Source organism: Cobetia sp. 14N.309.X.WAT.E.A4, assembly GCF_030397495.1.
In the GTDB taxonomy this organism is placed as follows: domain Bacteria; phylum Pseudomonadota; class Gammaproteobacteria; order Pseudomonadales; family Halomonadaceae; genus Cobetia; species Cobetia marina.
In genome coordinates, this window is record NZ_JAPNXT010000001.1 from 199,453 (window position 1) to 216,979 (window position 17,527).

Here is a 17,527-nt window from a genome sequence, read left to right on the forward strand (position 1 = left end):
ACGTGTCTGTCGTTCTGCCCCGACACGCCCGTGCTACTCGCCGCCTGGCGGGCATGCTAGGCTGCTCGGGCTTCCGGATTGGAGAAACAGATGCACCTTCACGTCATCGGTATTTGCGGTACCTTCATGGGCTCTCTGGCACTGCTTGCGCGTGCGCGCGGCCATCGCGTCACCGGCAGCGATGCCAATGTCTATCCGCCCATGAGCACACAGCTGGCCGAGGCCGGTATCACCCTGATGGAAGGGTATGCCGCCGACAATCTCGAGCCCGCGCCAGAGCTCACGGTGGTCGGCAATGCCGTCTCGCGCGGCAATCCTGAAGTCGAGGCGCTGCTCGAGCGCGGCCTGGCCTATACCTCCGGCCCGCAATGGCTGTGTGACGAGGTGCTGACCGGACGACCGGTGGTCGCCATTGCCGGCACCCATGGCAAGACCACCACCGCGACCATGACCGCCTGGATTCTCGAATGCGCGGGCCTCACGCCGGGCTATCTGATCGGGGGCGTGCCGCCGCAGCTGGGCGATTCCGCGCGTATCGGCGACCCGCAGGCACCCTTCGTGGTCGAGGCCGATGAGTACGACACGGCCTTCTTCGACAAGCGCTCCAAGTTCGTGCATTACCGTCCGCGCATCGCTGTGCTCAACAATCTCGAATTCGACCACGCCGACATCTTCCCGGATCTCGCGGCCATTGAACGGCAGTTCCATCACCTGGTGCGTACCGTGCCGGCTGGCGGCAAGCTGGTGGTCGCGGCCGACGCCGTCGCCGGTGCCGAGGCGCTGGAACGCGTGCTGGATCAAGGCTGCTGGACGCCGGTGACACGCTTCGGCGATGAAGGTGGCATCCAGAACGCCGGTGGCGACTGGCGCTATCGTCTGATCAGTGCCGATGGCAGCCACTTCGCGCTGGCGGCGCCGGCCGCCGTGTCCGGCGAGGCGGACCGCTTCGTCGAGTGCCAGTGGGCGATGCGCGGACGCCACAACGTGGCCAATGCCTGTGCCGCGGTGGCCGCTGCCGTCGAGTGCGGCGTGAGTGTCGAGGCGGCGCTGCAGGCGCTCGCGTGCTTCGCGCCGCCCAGGCGCCGCCAGGAGCTGCGCGGTGAGGTGGCCGGCGTCAAGGTCATCGATGACTTCGCGCACCACCCGACCGCCATCGCCACCACGCTTGAGGGCCTGGCGCCGGGCGTGGCAGCCGAAGGGCAGGGCGGTCGTCTGTGGGCGGTGATCGAGCCGCGTTCCAACACCATGAAGCTTGGCACCATGAAGGCGCGCCTGCCGGCAGCGGTCACCGCAGCGGATCGGGTCAGCTGGTTCGCGGGCCCGACACTGGGCTGGTCACTGGACGAGACGGTCAGCGAGTGTCGTGCCCTCGGCGTTGAAGCCGATGTCGAGCAGGACCTCGACGCCCTGATCGCCAAGATCGCCAATGACTCCCGCGCCGGCGACTGGGTGGTGGTGATGTCCAATGGTGGCTTCGGCGGTATCCACGAACGTTTGTTGAGTGCACTGGCAGCACGGGAAGGTGAGGCATGAGCCAGCAAGCGAAAGCCCCCGAAGGGGAGTTCAAGTCAGCGGTCACCGTCGCGCTGACCGGGGCCTCGGGTGCCCAGTATGGCCTGCGGCTGATCGAATGCTTGGTCGCGGCGGGTCATGAGGTGATGGTGATGGTCTCCAAGGCCGCCCACATGGTGATCGCCACCGAGACCGATGAAGAACTGCCGGCGCGCCCGGCTCGCCTCACCGAGGTGCTCACCCAGCGCTACGCCGCCAGGCCCGGTCAGATTCGCTGCTTCGGCCGCGAGGACTGGATGGCGCCCGTGGCGTCCGGCTCCGGCGCGCCGAGTGCCATGGTGGTATGTCCATGTTCCACCGGCTCGCTCTCGTCCATCGCGACCGGCGCCAGCAACAATCTGATCGAACGCGCCGCCGACGTCGCCCTCAAGGAGCGTCGCACGCTGATTCTGGTGCCGCGCGAGACGCCGTTCTCGGCGATCCATCTCGAACACATGCTGAGCCTGACGCGCATGGGGGCCGTCATCCTGCCCGCCGCCCCCGGCTTCTATCACCGCCCGCAGACACTCGATGACATGATCGACTTCATCGTCGCGCGCATTCTCAATCAGCTGGGAATCGCGCATGCGCTGATGCCGCGCTGGGGCGAAGGGCATGTCAGTGGTGACTAGTGTCGCCATCTTGATCATCGGATTGTGCAGGGAGAGCAGGGAATGCTGAATTGGTCATTGTTGTCGGTGTTCGTGCCGACCTTCTTTCTGGTGTCGCTGACACCGGGCATGTGCATGACGCTGGCCATGACCCTGGGGATGACGCAAGGGGTGCGCCGCACCCTGTGGATGATGGTGGGCGAGCTGCTGGGGGTCGGGCTGGTGGCGGTCTCGGCCGTGATCGGGGTCGCGACCATCATGCTGCGCTATCCGCTGGTGTTCTCGGCCTTCAAGCTGGCCGGGGGCGCCTATCTGGTGTGGCTCGGCATCCAGATGTGGCGCTCGCGGGGGCGCCTGGCACTGGGGGCCGTGGGCGAGGCCAGTGCTGCACCACGAGCCTCGCGGCGGACATTGGCGGCACAGGGCTTCGTCACCGCCATCGCCAATCCCAAGGGCTGGGCGTTCTTCATCGCGCTGCTGCCACCGTTTCTGGACGCGAGCCTGCCGATGACGCCACAGCTGGTGGCGCTGGTGGGCATCATTCTCACGCTCGAATTCAGCTGTCTGATGCTGTATGCCGGTGGCGGCAGTGGACTGGCGCGCTGGCTCGGTCGTGGTTCGCGCGTGCGGCTCATGAACCGGGTCGCGGGGACCCTGATGGTCGGCGTGGGCATCTGGCTCGCCACCGGCTGATCTCGGCATGCCAAGGCGTTGACCGACACACCCCGAACACACGAAGGCCCGCCAATGGCGGGCCTTCGTGTGTTCGCCGGCTGGAGCAACCGCGACGACGGGGACAATCGGGGCGGCTGGCGCAACGCCGGCAGCTGTCTCAACGGTGGTGTGCGAGTCAATTGCGTCGCAGGGTTTCCAGTGCTGCCGCCGCCACGATGAAACTGCCGCCCACCAGCGTCATCCAGGTGGGGGCCTCGCCGAGAATCAACCAGGCAAGCAGCACCCCATACACCGGCTGCAGACAGCCGATCATGCCGACGGTCTTGGCCCTGAGGCCACCCAGGGCGAAGGTCATCAGGGCATGGGGGGTGGCCGTGAACACGACGGCCAGTACCAGCATGGCGATGCCTGTTCCCGGGCTTGCGTCCATGATCTCGCCGGAGGCGAACGGCAATGTCAGCACCACCACGCCCAGCGCCTGCAGGCTCATCGACAGCACCGGGTTGAGGTGGCTGAGACGGTAGCGCACCAGCAGATTGCGCGCCGCGAACAGCAGGCCCGAGAACACGCCCCACAACACTCCCGCCAGGCTATCGCCCTGCGCGCTGCTGTCGCCGCCGGGAACCAGCAGCCAGACGCCGATGCACACCAGCCCCGCTGCCGCCAGATCCCCGGCTTTCAGGCGCGTGCCCTCCACCCAGGGTTCCAGCAGCACGATGAAGATGGGATAGGTGAACAGTGCCAGCATGCCGGTGGCCACGGACGAGACCTGCATCGCGTGGAAGTAGCTGACCCAGTGAGCGGCCATCAGCGCCGCGGCCACGCCCACCAGCGCCCAGTCGCGGCCGCTCAGGCGCAGCGAGACCTGCCACTTCAGCCGTGCGATCCACAGAAGGAACAGGCCGGCCAGCAGGCTGCGCCAGGTGGTGATGTCGAGCGCCGAGAGTGGCAGGCCCTTCGAGAACAGCGCCGTGCCGCCGAGCAGCGCGATGCCGAGATGAATCGACATGAGCGCCTGGGGCTGGTTGGCAGGGGGAGCGGCAGGACCGGGCATGGGTATCCTCTTGGGCAGAAGGCGAAGGTGGTGGCGGTGATGACGTGCAGCGATCACCTTGAGGGTCGATCGTGAATGACGGTCTAGAGCGGCAGCCACAGCAGGCGCGCCGTCAGCAGACCCAGACTCGCCAGGCTCAACCACACCACGGGGGCGGTCGGCGAGGGGCAGGGTTGCTGGACGAAGGCAGGGTAGCTGATGCGCACCAGAGCACACGCCAGCAGTCCCAGACAGGCGCCGCCCAGGATGTCGCTCAGATAGTGCACGCCGAGGAAGATGCGAGACAGCCCGATCACGCTACAGGCGATGATGGCGCTCCAGTAGATCCAGCGTCGGCGTGGAGAGGGTTGCCGTTCGGCGATGAAGGCGGCTGCCAGGCCGAATACCGCGACGGCACCGGCCGTGTGGGCACTGGGGAACGACATCGAGCCTTCGAGGAAGGCGGGAGTGTCCGGACGGGGGCGCTGGATCAGATACTTGAGCACGGTATTGGCGCAGGCGATGCCGACCCAGGCGGCGCTCAGATGGATCCATATCGCATGGCGGCGCGTGAGTGCCAGCCACACGAGCCAGGGCGCCACGAGTGCCGCGAGCCCCGTGCCATCGCCGAGCTGCGACAGCCACAGGCTGGCCTGGTGCAGAAGGTTCTCGGGCAGCAGGGTGTGGAGTCTGTCGGCGAGCGAGGCCGCGACGACGTCGATCTGCCAGGGCCCGGGGTGAGCGAGTGCCGCCAGACTCATCGCGGGCACGCTGATGACGGCAAAGACCAGCAGTGCCATCGAGGCCAGCGGGAACTCGCCTTCCGGGTCGGGGTGGCGCAGCTGCCACCACAGGCGACGGCCGGATGCCGAGCGACGCATGCGGCGCGCCAGCCAGTGATAGAGGCGGCCTTCGCGGCCCAGCTGGCGGCGCAGAAAGGAGAAGGCAAAGGCGCAGGCGATCAGGCCGCTGGCCAGGCCGATCAGCAGGCCGTTGGCGCCCGGTGGCAGCGTGAACAGTGATTGCCAGGTCTGGCCCAGCAGGTAGCCCGGCAACAGATAGGCGGGAGACCACGCCAGTGCCGAGAGACCATTGACCATGAAGAAGCGCGAGGCCGGCATGTCCAGCATGCCCGCGACCAGCGGGATGATCGGGCGTACCGGGCCGACGAAACGCCCGAAGGCGATCGACCAGCTGCCGTAACGATGGAAGAAGCGCTGACCGTGTTCGATCCATTCGGGGTGGCGCGAGAAGGGCCAGCGCTGCGGTAACTGATCCCGATGATGGACGCCGAGCCAGAAGCTCACGCCATCGCCGATCACGGCCCCCAGCGCACCGGAAAGCAGCACCAGTGGCAGGGAAAGCTCAAGATGCCCCGCCAGCGAGGCGCCGGCCGTCAGCATGACCACGCCGGGGACCAGCAGGCCGACGATGGCGAGGGATTCGAGCAGGGAGATGAAGCCGATGATGACAATCAGCGCCACGGGGTGCTCGCTCAGCGTGGCCATCAGGGAGGTGGGGTCCAGCCAGTGAGTCAGTGTGGCAAGGGTGTTGCTCATTCATTGAGGTCCATCAGGGTGAGTTGGGCGGCCAGCAGGCGTTGTTCGAGTTTCTGTACCGTGTCGCCCGCCTTGTAGTTGACGAGACGAGCGTGAGCGATGATCGAGCCGGTCTCGGGCTGTGTCGTCGCCGCCAGGGCGGCCGTCAGGCGTTCACGCATGATCAGGGCGCCGGCCTCGCCGGTATTGGGGAGCATCAGCCAGAACGTGGCCTTGTCACTGCGACACAGCAGATCGCCCTGACGCGAGATGCCCTGCATGACATCGCAGGCCGAGGAGAGGCACTCGATGCGGCGGTCTTCCCCGAATTGCTCACCGAGCATCTCCAGCTGCGGCAGGTAGATGACCAGGATGCTCAACGGCTGCTCCAGCGCACTGGCGCGTGCGGCCTCGCTGGTCAGCCGCTGCTGGCCGGTGCGCGCATTGTAGGCATTGCACTCGACTTCCTCGCTGGCGGTCATGCGCATGACACCTGACTGCAGGTTGTTGATCACGAAGGGCTGGCTGGCGACCAGCAGCAGGCAGACATAGCGCAGTACCTCGCCGAAGTTGTCATCCGGCTGACCCAGCAGCCATAGCCACAGCGGGGCCAGTACCACGTTCAAGAGCATCGCCGGCGCCAATGGCAGCAGCAGCAGCGTCAGGATGCTCGGCAATCCCAGCCACAGCGACATTCCGATGTGCGCGCTGGGGGCCTCCAGCGCCAGCATCAGATAACCGCCGATCAGCGCCAGATAGGCGGGAAGCGGCTGCTCTTCATCCAGGAGGTGCAGAGCGGTCGCGATCCCCATCAGCAAGGTGGCCAGCACCGGTGTCAGGATGTGGGAGTAGTCCCCGACCAGATAACGCCAGAGCGCGTAGGTGGCCAGCACCAGGGTCGCCAGCAGCATGATCAGGGTCTTGCGATTGGCCAGCCGGCGGCGCTCTCTGGCGCGCGTGGCCGTCGTTGACGAGGACATCAGTCTTCAGCCTCCGCCTGGGGGGTGTCGGCGAGTGCCGCCTTTCGGGAGGGGAGCGCGGGCAGGTGAGTGATCGGCTCGCGCTCCTCGCTGAGGTTGGCGCTCGCCGCCTGCAGGTCGAGATGGTCGGCCTCGGTATCGTTCAGCGGCTGGACCCGCGCCCGCACTGGCATGGCGAGATGCTCCATGAGCTGCCGACGCCGCAGGTTGGCAGCGTGTTCGCTGCGTGCCACCAACAGCAACGCCAGGCAGCCATCGTCAAGCTGATAGCGTGTCTCATGGGGCAGCGCCGCGCTGTCCAGCGTATTCAGCAGACGGCGACGCGTGAGGCGGGTGGGCGTGGCTGGCTCCAGCAGGATCAGCTCGATGTGGATGCCTTCACGATCTGCCCGGGAAATTTCGCGCGGCAGATCCCGGAGCAGCTGGTATTGTGACCAGATGGCACGATTCGCGTCACGGCGACCGCGCCGTTCCAGCTGACGCCAGACCTCCTGCTGACGCTGCCCGGCGATGGCGCCCAGCGCCATCAAGGTGGCCGTGATGCCGATGCCAAGGCTCAGCCAGTCACTGCCCAGCGGCGTGAGTGCCAGCCAGGTGGTGATCAGCCCTATGATGGCGCAGGCCGGCGCCAGCCACGCGGGGCGCGGATAGAGCAGCAGCACGGCAAACCCCCATAGCCACATCATGTGCTGCTCGGGTGCCAGCAGCACCAGCAGCGCCATGATCACCGCCACGCTGAGCATGGCCGTGGTCCGGAACCAGCCCAGCGTGAAGAGTTCGTGTGCCAGGGAGACCACCAGCAGCAAGGTGCCGCCGATGGCCAGCAGCAGTCCGGTGATGGTCAGGGCGAGGCTGATCTGGCGCGCCGCTTCCAGCAGCAACAGCACAGAGCCGAGCAGACAGATGAACTGACTGACCCGGACTTTGAACTTGATCTCCATGGTGACTTATATTGGCACCTTTCCCGTGGATGATATGAATCCGACCAGACTCCCCGGTCGGATGGGGCGCAGCGCATTGAGCCATGCCATGACAGGATGTGCGAGCGTGATGCCGCCTGCCTGTCCCGGCTCTGCCAGGCGCTGATACGGGCCAGCATACCCCAAACCATGATTTTCCGAAGTGTCGAGGTGATCCGGCGCTTTCGCTTCACCCCTCCCTCGGCTGATCCACAGGCGCCAGAGCGGGCGGAAGGCATTTTCCTACATCTTTCTACGAATGAGACAAGGCACATGAGCGAGCTGGGCAAGCACGACACCACGGACGTCGTGGCTTACATGAACGGTCTGGGCGGCGATGCCCGCGCAGCGAGCGTGGTGATGCGTCGTGTCGACAGCGGCCTCAAGAACCGGGCGCTGCAGATCATGGCACGACTGATCGACGAGCGCCGCGAGTCGCTGACCGCCGCCAACGCCGATGACCTGACGCGAGCGCGTGACAATGGCCTGTCGGAGGCGATGGTCGACCGCCTCGCCCTCACGCCGGCGCGTATCGATGCCATGATCGAGGGTCTCGAGCAGGTCGCGGCCCTGCCGGACCCGGTCGGTGAGATCGATGGCCTGAAATATCGTCCCAGCGGCATCCAGGTCGGTCACATGCGTGTGCCACTGGGCGTGATCGGCATCATCTTCGAATCACGGCCCAACGTCACCATCGAAGCCGCCAGCCTGTGCCTCAAGTCCGGCAATGCCTGCATCCTGCGTGGTGGTTCCGAAGCGGCGTCCAGCAACCGTGCGCTGGGTGAGATCATCCGCGAGGCGCTGGTGGCGGCCGGGCTGCCGGCGACGGCGGTGCAGGTGGTGGCCACCACGGACCGTGCCGCGGTGGGCCGTCTGATCGCGATGCCCGAGTACGTCGATGTCATCATCCCGCGTGGGGGCAAGAGTCTGGTAGAGCGCATCACCAATGAGGCGCGCGTGCCGGTCATCAAGCATCTCGACGGTATCTGCCACGTCTATATCGACGCCACGGCAGATCTCGACATGGCGGTGAGCATCGCCGAGAACGCCAAGACGCACCGTTACGGTACCTGCAACACCATGGAGACCCTGCTGGTGGATGTGGCTGTCGCGGCCGAGGTGCTGCCGCGCATCGCCGAGCGTCTGGCGGTCCATGAGGTCGAGATTCGTGGCTGTGAACGCACCTGTGACATCCTGTCCGAGGCCGTGGCCGCCACGGATCAGGACTGGGATACCGAGTATCTGGCACCGATTCTGGCGATTCGGGTCGTCGAGGGCGTGGAAGCGGCGATGGCGCATATCGAGCGTCACAGCTCCGGGCATACCGAAGCCATCATCACCGACAACTATGCGCTGGCGCGTCGGTTCATGGCCGAAGTGGATTCCAGCTCCGTGATGGTCAATGCCTCCACCCGCTTTGCCGATGGCTTCGAATACGGATTGGGTGCCGAGATCGGCATTTCCACCGACAAGCTGCACGCTCGCGGGCCCGTGGGGCTGGAAGGGCTCACCACACGCAAGTATGTCGTGTTCGGCGATGGGCAGATTCGTCAGTGAGATCTCCAGACCCTTCCTCGGTCAGCGCATCGCCACGGGCGCTGGACGATAGCCAGCGCCCGCTGAATGTCGACGGCGACGCCGCGCAGCGCGAACCTGCCGCACAGCCGGGTGGGGAGGCCTGCGACACTCTGCCTGACGAGAAGCCACAGCCCGGCTTCGAGGGCTGTCTCGGGCCGGTCCCCCGGGTGGCGATGCTCGGGGGCACCTTCGACCCGGTACACCACGGGCACCTTCGCAGCGCCATCGAACTGCGTGAGGCGCTGGGCCTGGATCATGTGTTGATGATTCCCTGCCATCAGCCGCCACATCGTGCCGCACCCGGGGTGAGCAGCGAGGAGCGTCTGGCCATGCTGGAGGCCGCGATTGCCGGTGAGCCGGGGCTCAAGGCGGATGCCCGCGAGCTTTTCCGGGATGGGCCGTCCTACAGTGCCGACACCCTGGCGAGCCTGCGCGGCGAATATGGCCCTCAGGCGCGGCTGGTGATGGCCATCGGCCATGATGCCTTTCTCAAGCTTGGCGAATGGCATGCCGCCGAGCGACTGTTCGATGATGCCCATGTCGTGGTGATCGAGCGCCCTGATCATGATGCTCCTCTGCCAGAGGCGTTGAAGGCCTTGATCGAGGGGCGGGAAGTGCAGACGGTGGCCGAGCTGATGGCGCGTCCCGGCGGCCTGTTGCTGCGGTTGTCATTGCCGACCCGCATGGCGATCAGCGCGACCTTCGTGCGCGAGCGGCTCGCGCTGGGGGATAGCGTGCGCTACCTGCTGCCCGAGACGGTCATCCGCCATATCGAGGCCCGGTCGCTTTACTGCCCGCCCTGTGAGTGAGGGTTCGTGACGCGTAGATTGACGATGCCCATAGGCGAGCGCATCACCAACGGGTAGAATGCGCCCCCTGCCGAACAAACTTCCGAGGAATCATGCAGACCGAAGCTCTTAAAAACCTGGTGATCGACGCCCTTGACGACCTCAAGGCCCAGGAAATCAGCGAGATCGATGTCTCCAAGCTGACCAGCGTCACCGATGTCATGGTGATCGCGACGGGGACTTCCAGCCGTCATATCGCCGCTCTGGCCAACAATGTGCAGGTCACGGTGAAAGAAGCCGGCGTCAAGCCGCTGGGTTGCGAAGGCGACAACGGTTCCGACTGGGTGTTGCTGGATCTGGGCGATGTCGTCGTCCACGTCATGCTGGCCGAAACCCGTGCCCTGTATGACCTCGAGCGCCTGTGGAGCGATCTGCCCCGCGAGACGAGCGAAGAGTTCGAACAGCGCAGCTGATTCCGCTCTTGCCTGCCTCAAGAGGCGGAGTGATGCGGCACGGCGGTGCCACCGGCGCCGGTTGCGGGCAGCATGCTGACAGGGCGGGCCCGTGGTGGTTGGACGGAAGGAGAGGGTCAGCGGGCATGCCCGTTGGCCACTGACGACACGGGACAGGACATGAAGATCCGAGTACTGGCGGTCGGGCAGAAGATGCCTGACTGGGTGGAGAAGGGTAGCCGGGAATATCTCAAGCGCATGCCAAGAGACTTTTCCCTCGAATTCATCGAACTGGCGCCCGGAAACCGTGGCAAGAACGCGGACATTGCCCGTGCCATGGCCAGTGAAGGTGATCGGATGCTGGAAAAACTCAAGGGAAATGAACATGTTGTCGCCCTTGATGTCCTAGGTAAGTCGTGGAGCACGGAGCAGCTGGCTCAGCACGCCGATGACTGGCGCCTGGGCGGTCGCGATGTGGCCATCCTGATCGGCGGTCCTGACGGGCTCGATCCACGCCTGCTGGCCCGCGCGGATCAGCGCTGGTCGCTCTCCGCGCTGACCCTGCCGCACCCGCTGGTGCGCATCGTATTGGCGGAGCAGCTCTACCGCGCCTGGACACTGCTGGTCGGGCATCCTTATCACCGTTAAGCGCCTGCCGCTTGCGACAAGACACGAGTTGCGAGACCCGCCATGCGCCAACGCCGGGCGACGATCAAGAATCCCCAACAGGAAGTGCGGATCTTTCGCCTTCGCAGTATCGTGGCCGCCGGCCTGGTGCTGGTGCTGGCCGGTTGCCTGCTGGCACGGCTGGTCTTTCTTCAGGTCGTGGAACACGATATCTATACCACGCGCTCGGACAAGAACCGTGTGCGTGTCGAACCCCTGCCGCCGACGCGCGGCCTGATCTATGACCGCAACGGTCGCCTGCTTGCCGAGAATCGCCCCAATTACAACCTGACCATCGTGCGCGAACGCGCCGGTGATCTGGAGACGACGCTTGAGCGTCTGGTCGAGATTCTCGATCTCCCCCCTGATGAAATCGAAGACTTCAAGGAACGCTCGCGTCAGCGACAGCGCCCCTATCAGCCAGCCCTGTTGATGAGTGAACTGAGCCAGGAGCAGATCGCGCGTCTGGCGGTCAATCGCTATCGCCTGCCGGGTGTCGAGGTCGAGGCCCAGCTGCTGCGTTACTACCCGGATGCCAAGCCGCTCTCGCACACGCTGGGCTATGTCGGGCGCATCAACCAGGCGGAGCTCAAGACCCTCGACAAGGGCAACTATTCGGGAACGCACTTCATCGGCAAGACCGGGATCGAGCGCTTCTATGAAGAGGCGCTGCATGGTCAGGCCGGGCTGCGCAAGGTGGAAACCAATGCGCGCGGCCGCGTGCTGCGTGAGCTGTCGCGTATCGACCCGCAGCCCGGCAAGGACTTGACGCTGACCATCGACCGTGGCCTGCAGGATCTGGCCTATCGACTGCTCAAGGGGCGCCGTGGGGCGATCGTGGCCATCGAGCCGGAGAGCGGCGAGATCCTCGCCATGGCCTCGGTGCCGGGCTTTGATTCCAACGAGTTCGTCACCGGCATCAGCGTCAAGAGTTACCGTGCGTTGCAGTCCGACATCGACCTGCCGCTGTTCAATCGGGCGATACGGGGACAGTATCCGCCTGCCTCGACGGTCAAGCCCTTCATGTCGCTGGCGGGGCTGGACAATGGCGTCATCACGCCGCAGACCACCTTCTTCGACCCGGGGTATTTCCAGCTGCCCAATGACAGCCACAAGTATCGCAACTGGCTGCGCTGGGGGCATGGACGGGTCAACATGCGGCGCGGTATCGCCGTCTCCAATGACACCTACTTCTACAATGTCGCCTATCGACTGGGCATCGATCGCATCAGCGAGTACATGCACAAGTTCGGGTTCGGTGAGCAGACCGCGCTGGACGTGCAGGGTGCCTTGCCGGGGTTGATGCCGTCCAAGGAATGGAAGCGCAATCGCTACGACAAGCCCTGGTATCCCGGCGAGACCATCTCCATCGGGATCGGCCAGGGCTACTGGTTGACGACGCCCCTGCAGCTCGCCTCCGCCGAGGCGGTGCTGGCCAATCGTGGCCGGCATGTGACGCCTCATCTGGCCAAGCGCATCGGCGATGAGACGGTGCTGTTGCCGCGCAGCGAAGAGAAGCCTGACGTGGTGGTGGAGAATCCGGCCTGGTGGGACGAGGTCATCGGCGCGCTTGAGGACGTGGTCAATGGCCGCGAGGGCACGGCGCGCAAGTACGTCGGTCCCGGGCTCAAATATCGCATGGCCGGCAAGTCCGGTACGGCGCAGGTCTTCACCCTGGGGCAGGACCAGAAGTACAACGGTCACGAGCTGGCGGAGCGTCTGCGCGACCATGCCCTGTTTGCGGCGTTCGCGCCGGTCGAGAATCCCGAGATCGCCGTGTCCGTGGTGGTGGAGAACGGTCAGGGCGGAAGCTCGGTGGCCGGTCCCATGGCACGTGCCATCACGGATTACTGGTTGTTGCCGCGCATTGATCCTGTCGCCCGTGATGCCGCCCTGACGCTGGCGGCGGCCCTGGAAGAGGCGGCGGCGCAGGCCGAGCAGAGCGAAACCCCTGCAGGAGTCAATGATGCCGACTGATTATCAGCGCTCGATGCGCAGCGTGGGAGGCGAGCTCAATCGCCGGCGTCGCACCAGTCTGTGGGAGCGGATCCATCTGGACCCCTGGCTGCTGCTGTTGCTGCTGATCGTGCTGGGGTGCGGTCTGATCGTGCTCTACAGCGCCAGCGGTCAGGATATCGATTTCACGCTGCGCCAGGCGTCACGTCAGGCGTTGGCGCTGGGGGTCATGATCGGCCTTGCGCAGCTCTCTCCGAGCACGCTGTATCGCTGGGCACCTGTCGCCTATGGCGGCGGTTTCCTGATGCTGGTGGCGGTGGAGGTACTGGGGGATGTCGGCATGGGGGCCCAGCGCTGGCTGGTGATTCCCGGCGTCGTGCGCTTCCAGCCGTCGGAGCTCATGAAGCTGGCGATGCCGATGATGGTCGCCTGCTGGCTGGGGCAGCGGCCGCTGCCGCCACGCTGGCGCGATCTGGTCATCTGTGGGGTGATCATCGTCACGCCGGTGCTGCTGATCGCCCGGCAGCCGGACCTGGGAACCTCGCTGCTGGTCGCGGCGGCCGGGGTCTTCGTCATCCTGCTGGCGGGACTCTCCTGGAAACTGATCGCCTTCTTCGGGGCGTTGATCGCCTCGGCGCTGCCGCTTCTGTGGATGGTGATGCATGACTATCAACGCCGGCGTGTGCTGACCTTCCTGAATCCGGAGTCCGACCCGCTGGGAGCCGGCTGGAACATCATCCAGTCCAAGACCGCCATCGGCTCCGGAGGCTTGCTGGGCAAGGGCTATACCCTGGGGACCCAATCGCAGCTGGAATTTCTGCCTGAGCGGCATACCGACTTCATCGTCGCGGTGATCGGGGAGGAACTCGGGCTTCTGGGCATGAGTTTCTTCCTCGCCCTCTACGTGTTGATCGTGCTGCGCGGGCTGGTGATGGCCAACCATGGTCAGGACAGCTTCGCGCGCCTGACAGGGGGAGCCATCATCCTGACCTTCTTCGTCTATGTGTTCGTCAACATCGGCATGGTGTCAGGCATTCTCCCGGTGGTGGGCGTTCCGCTGCCGCTGGTCAGTTATGGTGGGACCTCCAGCGTGACCTTGCTGGCGGGCTTCGGTATTCTCATGAGCATTCATACCCACCGGCGCCTGCTGTCGCGTTGACGCGGCCTTTGCAGCTACCGGATGGCAAGGACATTCGCGGGCCAACGCCCGCAGACAGGCAAGGAGAGAGTCGATGACGGTGATTAACGCACGTGGGCGGCGACTGAAGCACTGGGGCGCAGCCCTGATGATCGCGCCGTTGCTGGGCATGTCAGGGGCGGCCATGGCGGCGCCGGATGGCTTTGCTCCCGCAACTCACCCGGAGACGGCCAAGCTGGTGGATGAGCTGGTGGCCAAGGGGCTGGATCGCGCTCGCGTGACCGAGCTGATGAATCAGGCCGATTACAGCCAGAAAGTGCTGGATGCCATGTCGCGCCCGGCGGAAGGGCACCTGCGCTGGGACCAGTACCGCGCCATCTTCATGAAGGAATCTCGCATCGAAGCCGGCGTGAAGTTCATCGCCGAGCATCGCGAGACCTTCGATCGCGCCCAGGCCGAATATGGCGTGCCGCCGGAAGTCATCGCCGCCATCATTGGCGTCGAGACCTTCTTTGGCAAGCACACCGGCACCCACCGCGTGATCGACTCACTCTCCACGCTGGCCTTCGATCATCCGCGTCGTGGCAAGTTCTTCCGTGGTGAGCTGTCCGCCTTCCTGCAGCTGACGTTGGAGCAGGGCATCGACCCGCTCTCCATCAAGGGATCCTATGCCGGCGCGATGGGCTACCCCCAGTTCATCCCCACCAGCTATCAGGCCTATGCCGTCGATTTCGATGGCGATGGCGTGCGGGACCTGTGGCACAACCCCGTCGATGCCATCGGCAGTGTCGGCAACTATTTCGCCCGTCACGGCTGGAAGGCCGGTGCACCGGTCGTCAGCGCAGCCGATGGCCCCGGTACTCCGCCGTCTTCCGTCACCTTCAACAAGACCAAGAAGCCCTACATGAGCGTCTCGGCACTTGAGGCGGCAGGGGTCGAGGTCGCGGGTGGCGTGGCAGGCAATACCCAGATCATCCCGCTGGCGCTGGACCTCAAGCAGGGGTATCGCTACGCCGTGGGCTATGACAACTTCTACGTCATCACTCGCTACAACCACAGCCATCTGTATGCGATGGCCGTGAATGAGCTGTCCCAGGCGATCAAGCGCCGTCTCGAGGATGGGGGTGCCGGATGAGCTGGTCACGCGCGCTGCCGTTGACGTTGGCGCTTGCCCTGCTGGCCGGTTGTGCCAGCAGTGGTGGCACCACGGTCAGCGACGGTGCTTCGCCGAGCACGGGCAAGAAGGCGGGCAAGAATGGGCGTTACGAGATGGATTCGGACGCCTATCCCGACGACGCGCCGGACGTCTCCGCGGTGCCGGACGCCGTGCCGAAGCCCGAGCCCTATACGCGCAGCGGCAACCGCAGCGAGTATGAGGTGTGGGGCAAGACCTATCATGTGATGGATGACCCGCGCGGCTACGTGGCGGAAGGTACCGCCTCCTGGTATGGCAAGAAGTTCCATGGCTACGCCACCGCCAGCGGCGAGATCTATGACATGTACACCATGACGGCGGCCCACAAGTCGCTGCCGCTGCCGACCTACGCGCGAATCACCAATCTGGACAACGGCAAGCAGGTCATCGTCAAGGTCAACGATCGTGGGCCCTTCCATGATGATCGCCTGATTGACCTGTCCTACAGTGCGGCGTGGCGTCTCGACATGCTTGGCCATGGTACCGGTCATGTGCGCGTCGAGACGCTGGATGCCAGCACCTGGCGGCCGGGGCCGAGCCCGACCCAGGGCACGGCCGAGTCCGAGCGCCTGCTGGCCCGCAGTCAGGCGGTGCGTCGCGAGCAGGGCATCGCAGGGCTTGAGGAAATGGGCGCAACCGGCGATTCCGTGGCGGCGAAGACGTCCAGCACGAGCGTTGCCGCCAAGCCCGTGGTAGCCTCTGCGGCGCGCGCGACCGACACCACGGCCAGCGGCGCTGATGCCAGCTTCCTGCAGGTGGCGGCGGTCAGTGACCTGCAAACGGCAGACCGCATCAGCAAGCGCGTCAGCGCGGCGCTTGATCGCCCGGTCCGAGTGCTGGGCAGTGGCAATCTTTACAAGGTGCAGGTGGGCCCGCTTGAAGAAAGCGTGCGTATCGAGTCGCTCAAGTCCGCGATCGCCGATGCCGGCTTCTCCGGCGCCTTCAGCGTACAGGCACCGCGCTAGCGGCGGTGATCTGGCGCATCCATCATGCATCCCACGAGGGTGCAACATGGCCGGGGCTTGTGCCCCGGCTAACGCATGAGTGTCAAAGAGATTTCAACATGTCCCTGAAAGCCAGACTTCTTCCATTGCGGCGCCGTCTTGCCGGGCTGATGGCGGCCAGCGGTATCGCGCTGCTGACCAGCGTCACCTCCACGCCGGCCCGGGCCATCGAGGCCGACACCCTGATTCCGGCGGCGCCGCAACTGGCCGCGTCCTCCTGGATTCTGATGGATGCCAATTCCGGTCGCATCCTGGTCGAGCACAATGCCGACAAGCGTCTGCCGCCGGCAAGTCTGACCAAGATGATGACGGCCTATCTGGTCGAGAATGAAATCGATGACGGCAAGCTGACGCCGGACGAGAACGTGCGTATCAGCGTCAACGCCTGGAAGACCGGCGGCTCGCGCATGTTCATCCGCGAGGGCACCAGTGTCTCGGTCGATGATCTGCTGCATGGCGTGATCATCCAGTCAGGCAATGACGCCAGCGTCGCGCTTGCCGAGCACATTGGCGGCAGCGAGGGCTCCTTCGCCGACCTGATGAACCAGCACGCCAAGCGTCTGGGCATGAACAATACCCATTACATGAACGCCACCGGTCTGCCGCACGCGGAGCACTACTCCACGGCACATGATCTCGCGATTCTGGCGCGTCACATCATCCGCGACTATCCGGATCACTATCAGATCTATTCCCAGAAGTACTTCACCTGGAATGGCATCAAGCAGCCCAATCGCAACAAGCTGCTGTGGCGTGACAAGGACGTCGACGGCCTGAAGACCGGTCATACCGATGAAGCGGGTTACTGCCTGGTGGCGTCTGCCAAGAAGGAAGACACGCGTCTGATCAGCGTGGTGATGGGTACCAGCTCCGAAGAGGCGCGTGCCCAGGAATCCCAGAAGCTCCTGACCTACGGCTTCCGCTACTTCGAGAGCAAGAAGCTCTATGACAAGGGTGCCGTGCTCAATCAGGCCCGTGTCTGGGGCGGCGAGAAGGATCAGGTGCGTCTTGGCATGGCCAAGGAAGTCTATCTGACCCTGCCGAGTGGCCAGGCCGACAAGCTGACCGCCCGTCTTGATCTGAAGGACACCATCAAGGCACCGGTGCAGGTCGGCGAGCAGTACGGCACCCTGCAGATCAAGCTCGAGGACAAGGTGCTGGCGGAAGAGCCGCTGGTCGCCCTGGAATCAGTCGAGCAGGGCGGTCTCTTCAAGCGTCTGTGGGACGCCCTGATGCTGTTCTTCCACGGCCTGTTCAACTGAGGCTGGTGCCGTCCGCCCTTGCCAGCGAGCAAGATGATGCGACGGTGCCCGCCACGCGCCCCTGAAACCCGGGGATGCGTCTTTCACGAAGGGCGATCCGGCTGACGGATCGCCCTTTGTTGAGTAGAATGGTCGGAAATA

Annotated in this window: 16 protein-coding genes; 12 read left to right on the top strand and 4 right to left on the bottom strand. The window is 65.0% G+C overall.

Annotated features, from left to right (window positions below):
* Positions 1 to 90: 90 nt before the first annotated feature.
* Genes mpl through OW493_RS00890 form a run of 3 tightly spaced genes read left to right on the top strand, consistent with a single transcriptional unit; the run spans position 91 to position 2,855 of the window.
* Positions 91 to 1,533, top strand: coding sequence for a UDP-N-acetylmuramate:L-alanyl-gamma-D-glutamyl-meso-diaminopimelate ligase (gene mpl, locus OW493_RS00880; RefSeq protein ID WP_289862856.1), 1,443 nt, complete (start codon positions 91 to 93; stop codon positions 1,531 to 1,533).
* Positions 1,530 to 2,183 carry a flavin prenyltransferase UbiX gene (locus OW493_RS00885; protein WP_077371887.1) on the top strand — a complete coding sequence of 218 codons (654 nt, stop codon included), beginning with the start codon at positions 1,530 to 1,532 and terminating at the stop codon, positions 2,181 to 2,183. Before mpl ends, OW493_RS00885 begins: the two co-directional genes overlap by 4 nt.
* A 42-nt stretch (positions 2,184 to 2,225) precedes the next feature.
* The gene (locus OW493_RS00890; protein WP_077371890.1) at positions 2,226 to 2,855 is read left to right on the top strand and encodes a LysE family translocator; all 630 of its coding nucleotides are present in this window, start codon (positions 2,226 to 2,228) and stop codon (positions 2,853 to 2,855) included.
* Positions 2,856 to 3,012: 157 nt separating this feature from the next.
* Here OW493_RS00890 and OW493_RS00895 read toward each other — a convergent pair whose 3' ends face one another.
* The 4 genes from OW493_RS00895 to OW493_RS00910 form a co-directional block, all read right to left on the bottom strand.
* Entirely contained in the window at positions 3,013 to 3,891 is an 879-nt protein-coding gene (locus OW493_RS00895; RefSeq protein WP_084209164.1) for a DMT family transporter, read from the bottom strand.
* An 83-nt stretch (positions 3,892 to 3,974) separates the two neighbouring features.
* Entirely contained in the window at positions 3,975 to 5,429 is a 1,455-nt protein-coding gene (locus OW493_RS00900; RefSeq protein WP_289862857.1) for a bifunctional DedA family/phosphatase PAP2 family protein, read from the bottom strand.
* On the bottom strand, positions 5,426 to 6,388 hold the full coding sequence (locus OW493_RS00905) for a diguanylate cyclase (RefSeq protein ID WP_077371896.1): 963 nt from the start codon (positions 6,386 to 6,388) through the stop codon (positions 5,426 to 5,428). Before OW493_RS00905 ends, OW493_RS00900 begins: the two co-directional genes overlap by 4 nt.
* Positions 6,388 to 7,329: a hypothetical protein gene (locus tag OW493_RS00910; protein WP_136938287.1), complete on the bottom strand. Its 942-nt coding sequence runs from the start codon at positions 7,327 to 7,329 to the stop codon at positions 6,388 to 6,390. The genes OW493_RS00905 and OW493_RS00910 overlap by 1 nt, the downstream gene beginning before the upstream one ends.
* Positions 7,330 to 7,620: 291 nt before the next feature.
* Here OW493_RS00910 and OW493_RS00915 point away from each other — a divergent pair, with 291 nt between their 5' ends.
* The 9 genes from OW493_RS00915 (at position 7,621) to OW493_RS00955 (ending at position 17,386) form a co-directional block, all read left to right on the top strand.
* Positions 7,621 to 8,904, top strand: coding sequence for a glutamate-5-semialdehyde dehydrogenase (locus tag OW493_RS00915; RefSeq protein ID WP_077371902.1), 1,284 nt, complete (start codon positions 7,621 to 7,623; stop codon positions 8,902 to 8,904).
* Between the two features lie 194 nt (positions 8,905 to 9,098).
* Positions 9,099 to 9,734, top strand: a complete 636-nt coding sequence (gene nadD, locus OW493_RS00920; protein WP_077371905.1) for a nicotinate-nucleotide adenylyltransferase — start codon at positions 9,099 to 9,101, stop codon at positions 9,732 to 9,734.
* Positions 9,735 to 9,826: 92 nt separating this feature from the next.
* The gene (gene rsfS, locus OW493_RS00925) at positions 9,827 to 10,186 is read left to right on the top strand and encodes a ribosome silencing factor (protein WP_077371908.1); all 360 of its coding nucleotides are present in this window, start codon (positions 9,827 to 9,829) and stop codon (positions 10,184 to 10,186) included.
* Between the two features lie 159 nt (positions 10,187 to 10,345).
* On the top strand, positions 10,346 to 10,813 hold the full coding sequence (gene rlmH / locus OW493_RS00930) for a 23S rRNA (pseudouridine(1915)-N(3))-methyltransferase RlmH (protein ID WP_077371912.1): 468 nt from the start codon (positions 10,346 to 10,348) through the stop codon (positions 10,811 to 10,813).
* Positions 10,814 to 10,855: 42 nt separating this feature from the next.
* Positions 10,856 to 12,808 (top strand): penicillin-binding protein 2, encoded by a 1,953-nt coding sequence (mrdA, locus tag OW493_RS00935; protein ID WP_289862862.1) that lies wholly within the window; start codon positions 10,856 to 10,858, stop codon positions 12,806 to 12,808.
* Positions 12,798 to 13,946, top strand: coding sequence for a rod shape-determining protein RodA (rodA, locus tag OW493_RS00940; RefSeq protein WP_077371918.1), 1,149 nt, complete (start codon positions 12,798 to 12,800; stop codon positions 13,944 to 13,946). The genes mrdA and rodA overlap by 11 nt, the downstream gene beginning before the upstream one ends.
* A gap of 73 nt (positions 13,947 to 14,019) precedes the next feature.
* The gene (gene mltB, locus OW493_RS00945; protein WP_077371920.1) at positions 14,020 to 15,060 is read left to right on the top strand and encodes a lytic murein transglycosylase B; all 1,041 of its coding nucleotides are present in this window, start codon (positions 14,020 to 14,022) and stop codon (positions 15,058 to 15,060) included.
* A complete protein-coding gene (locus OW493_RS00950; RefSeq protein ID WP_176502791.1) occupies positions 15,057 to 16,085 on the top strand; it encodes a septal ring lytic transglycosylase RlpA family protein in 1,029 nt (342 codons plus the stop codon). The genes mltB and OW493_RS00950 overlap by 4 nt, the downstream gene beginning before the upstream one ends.
* Positions 16,086 to 16,183: 98 nt before the next feature.
* Positions 16,184 to 17,386 (top strand): D-alanyl-D-alanine carboxypeptidase family protein, encoded by a 1,203-nt coding sequence (locus tag OW493_RS00955; protein WP_084209159.1) that lies wholly within the window; start codon positions 16,184 to 16,186, stop codon positions 17,384 to 17,386.
* The last annotated feature ends 141 nt before the right edge of the window (positions 17,387 to 17,527 follow it).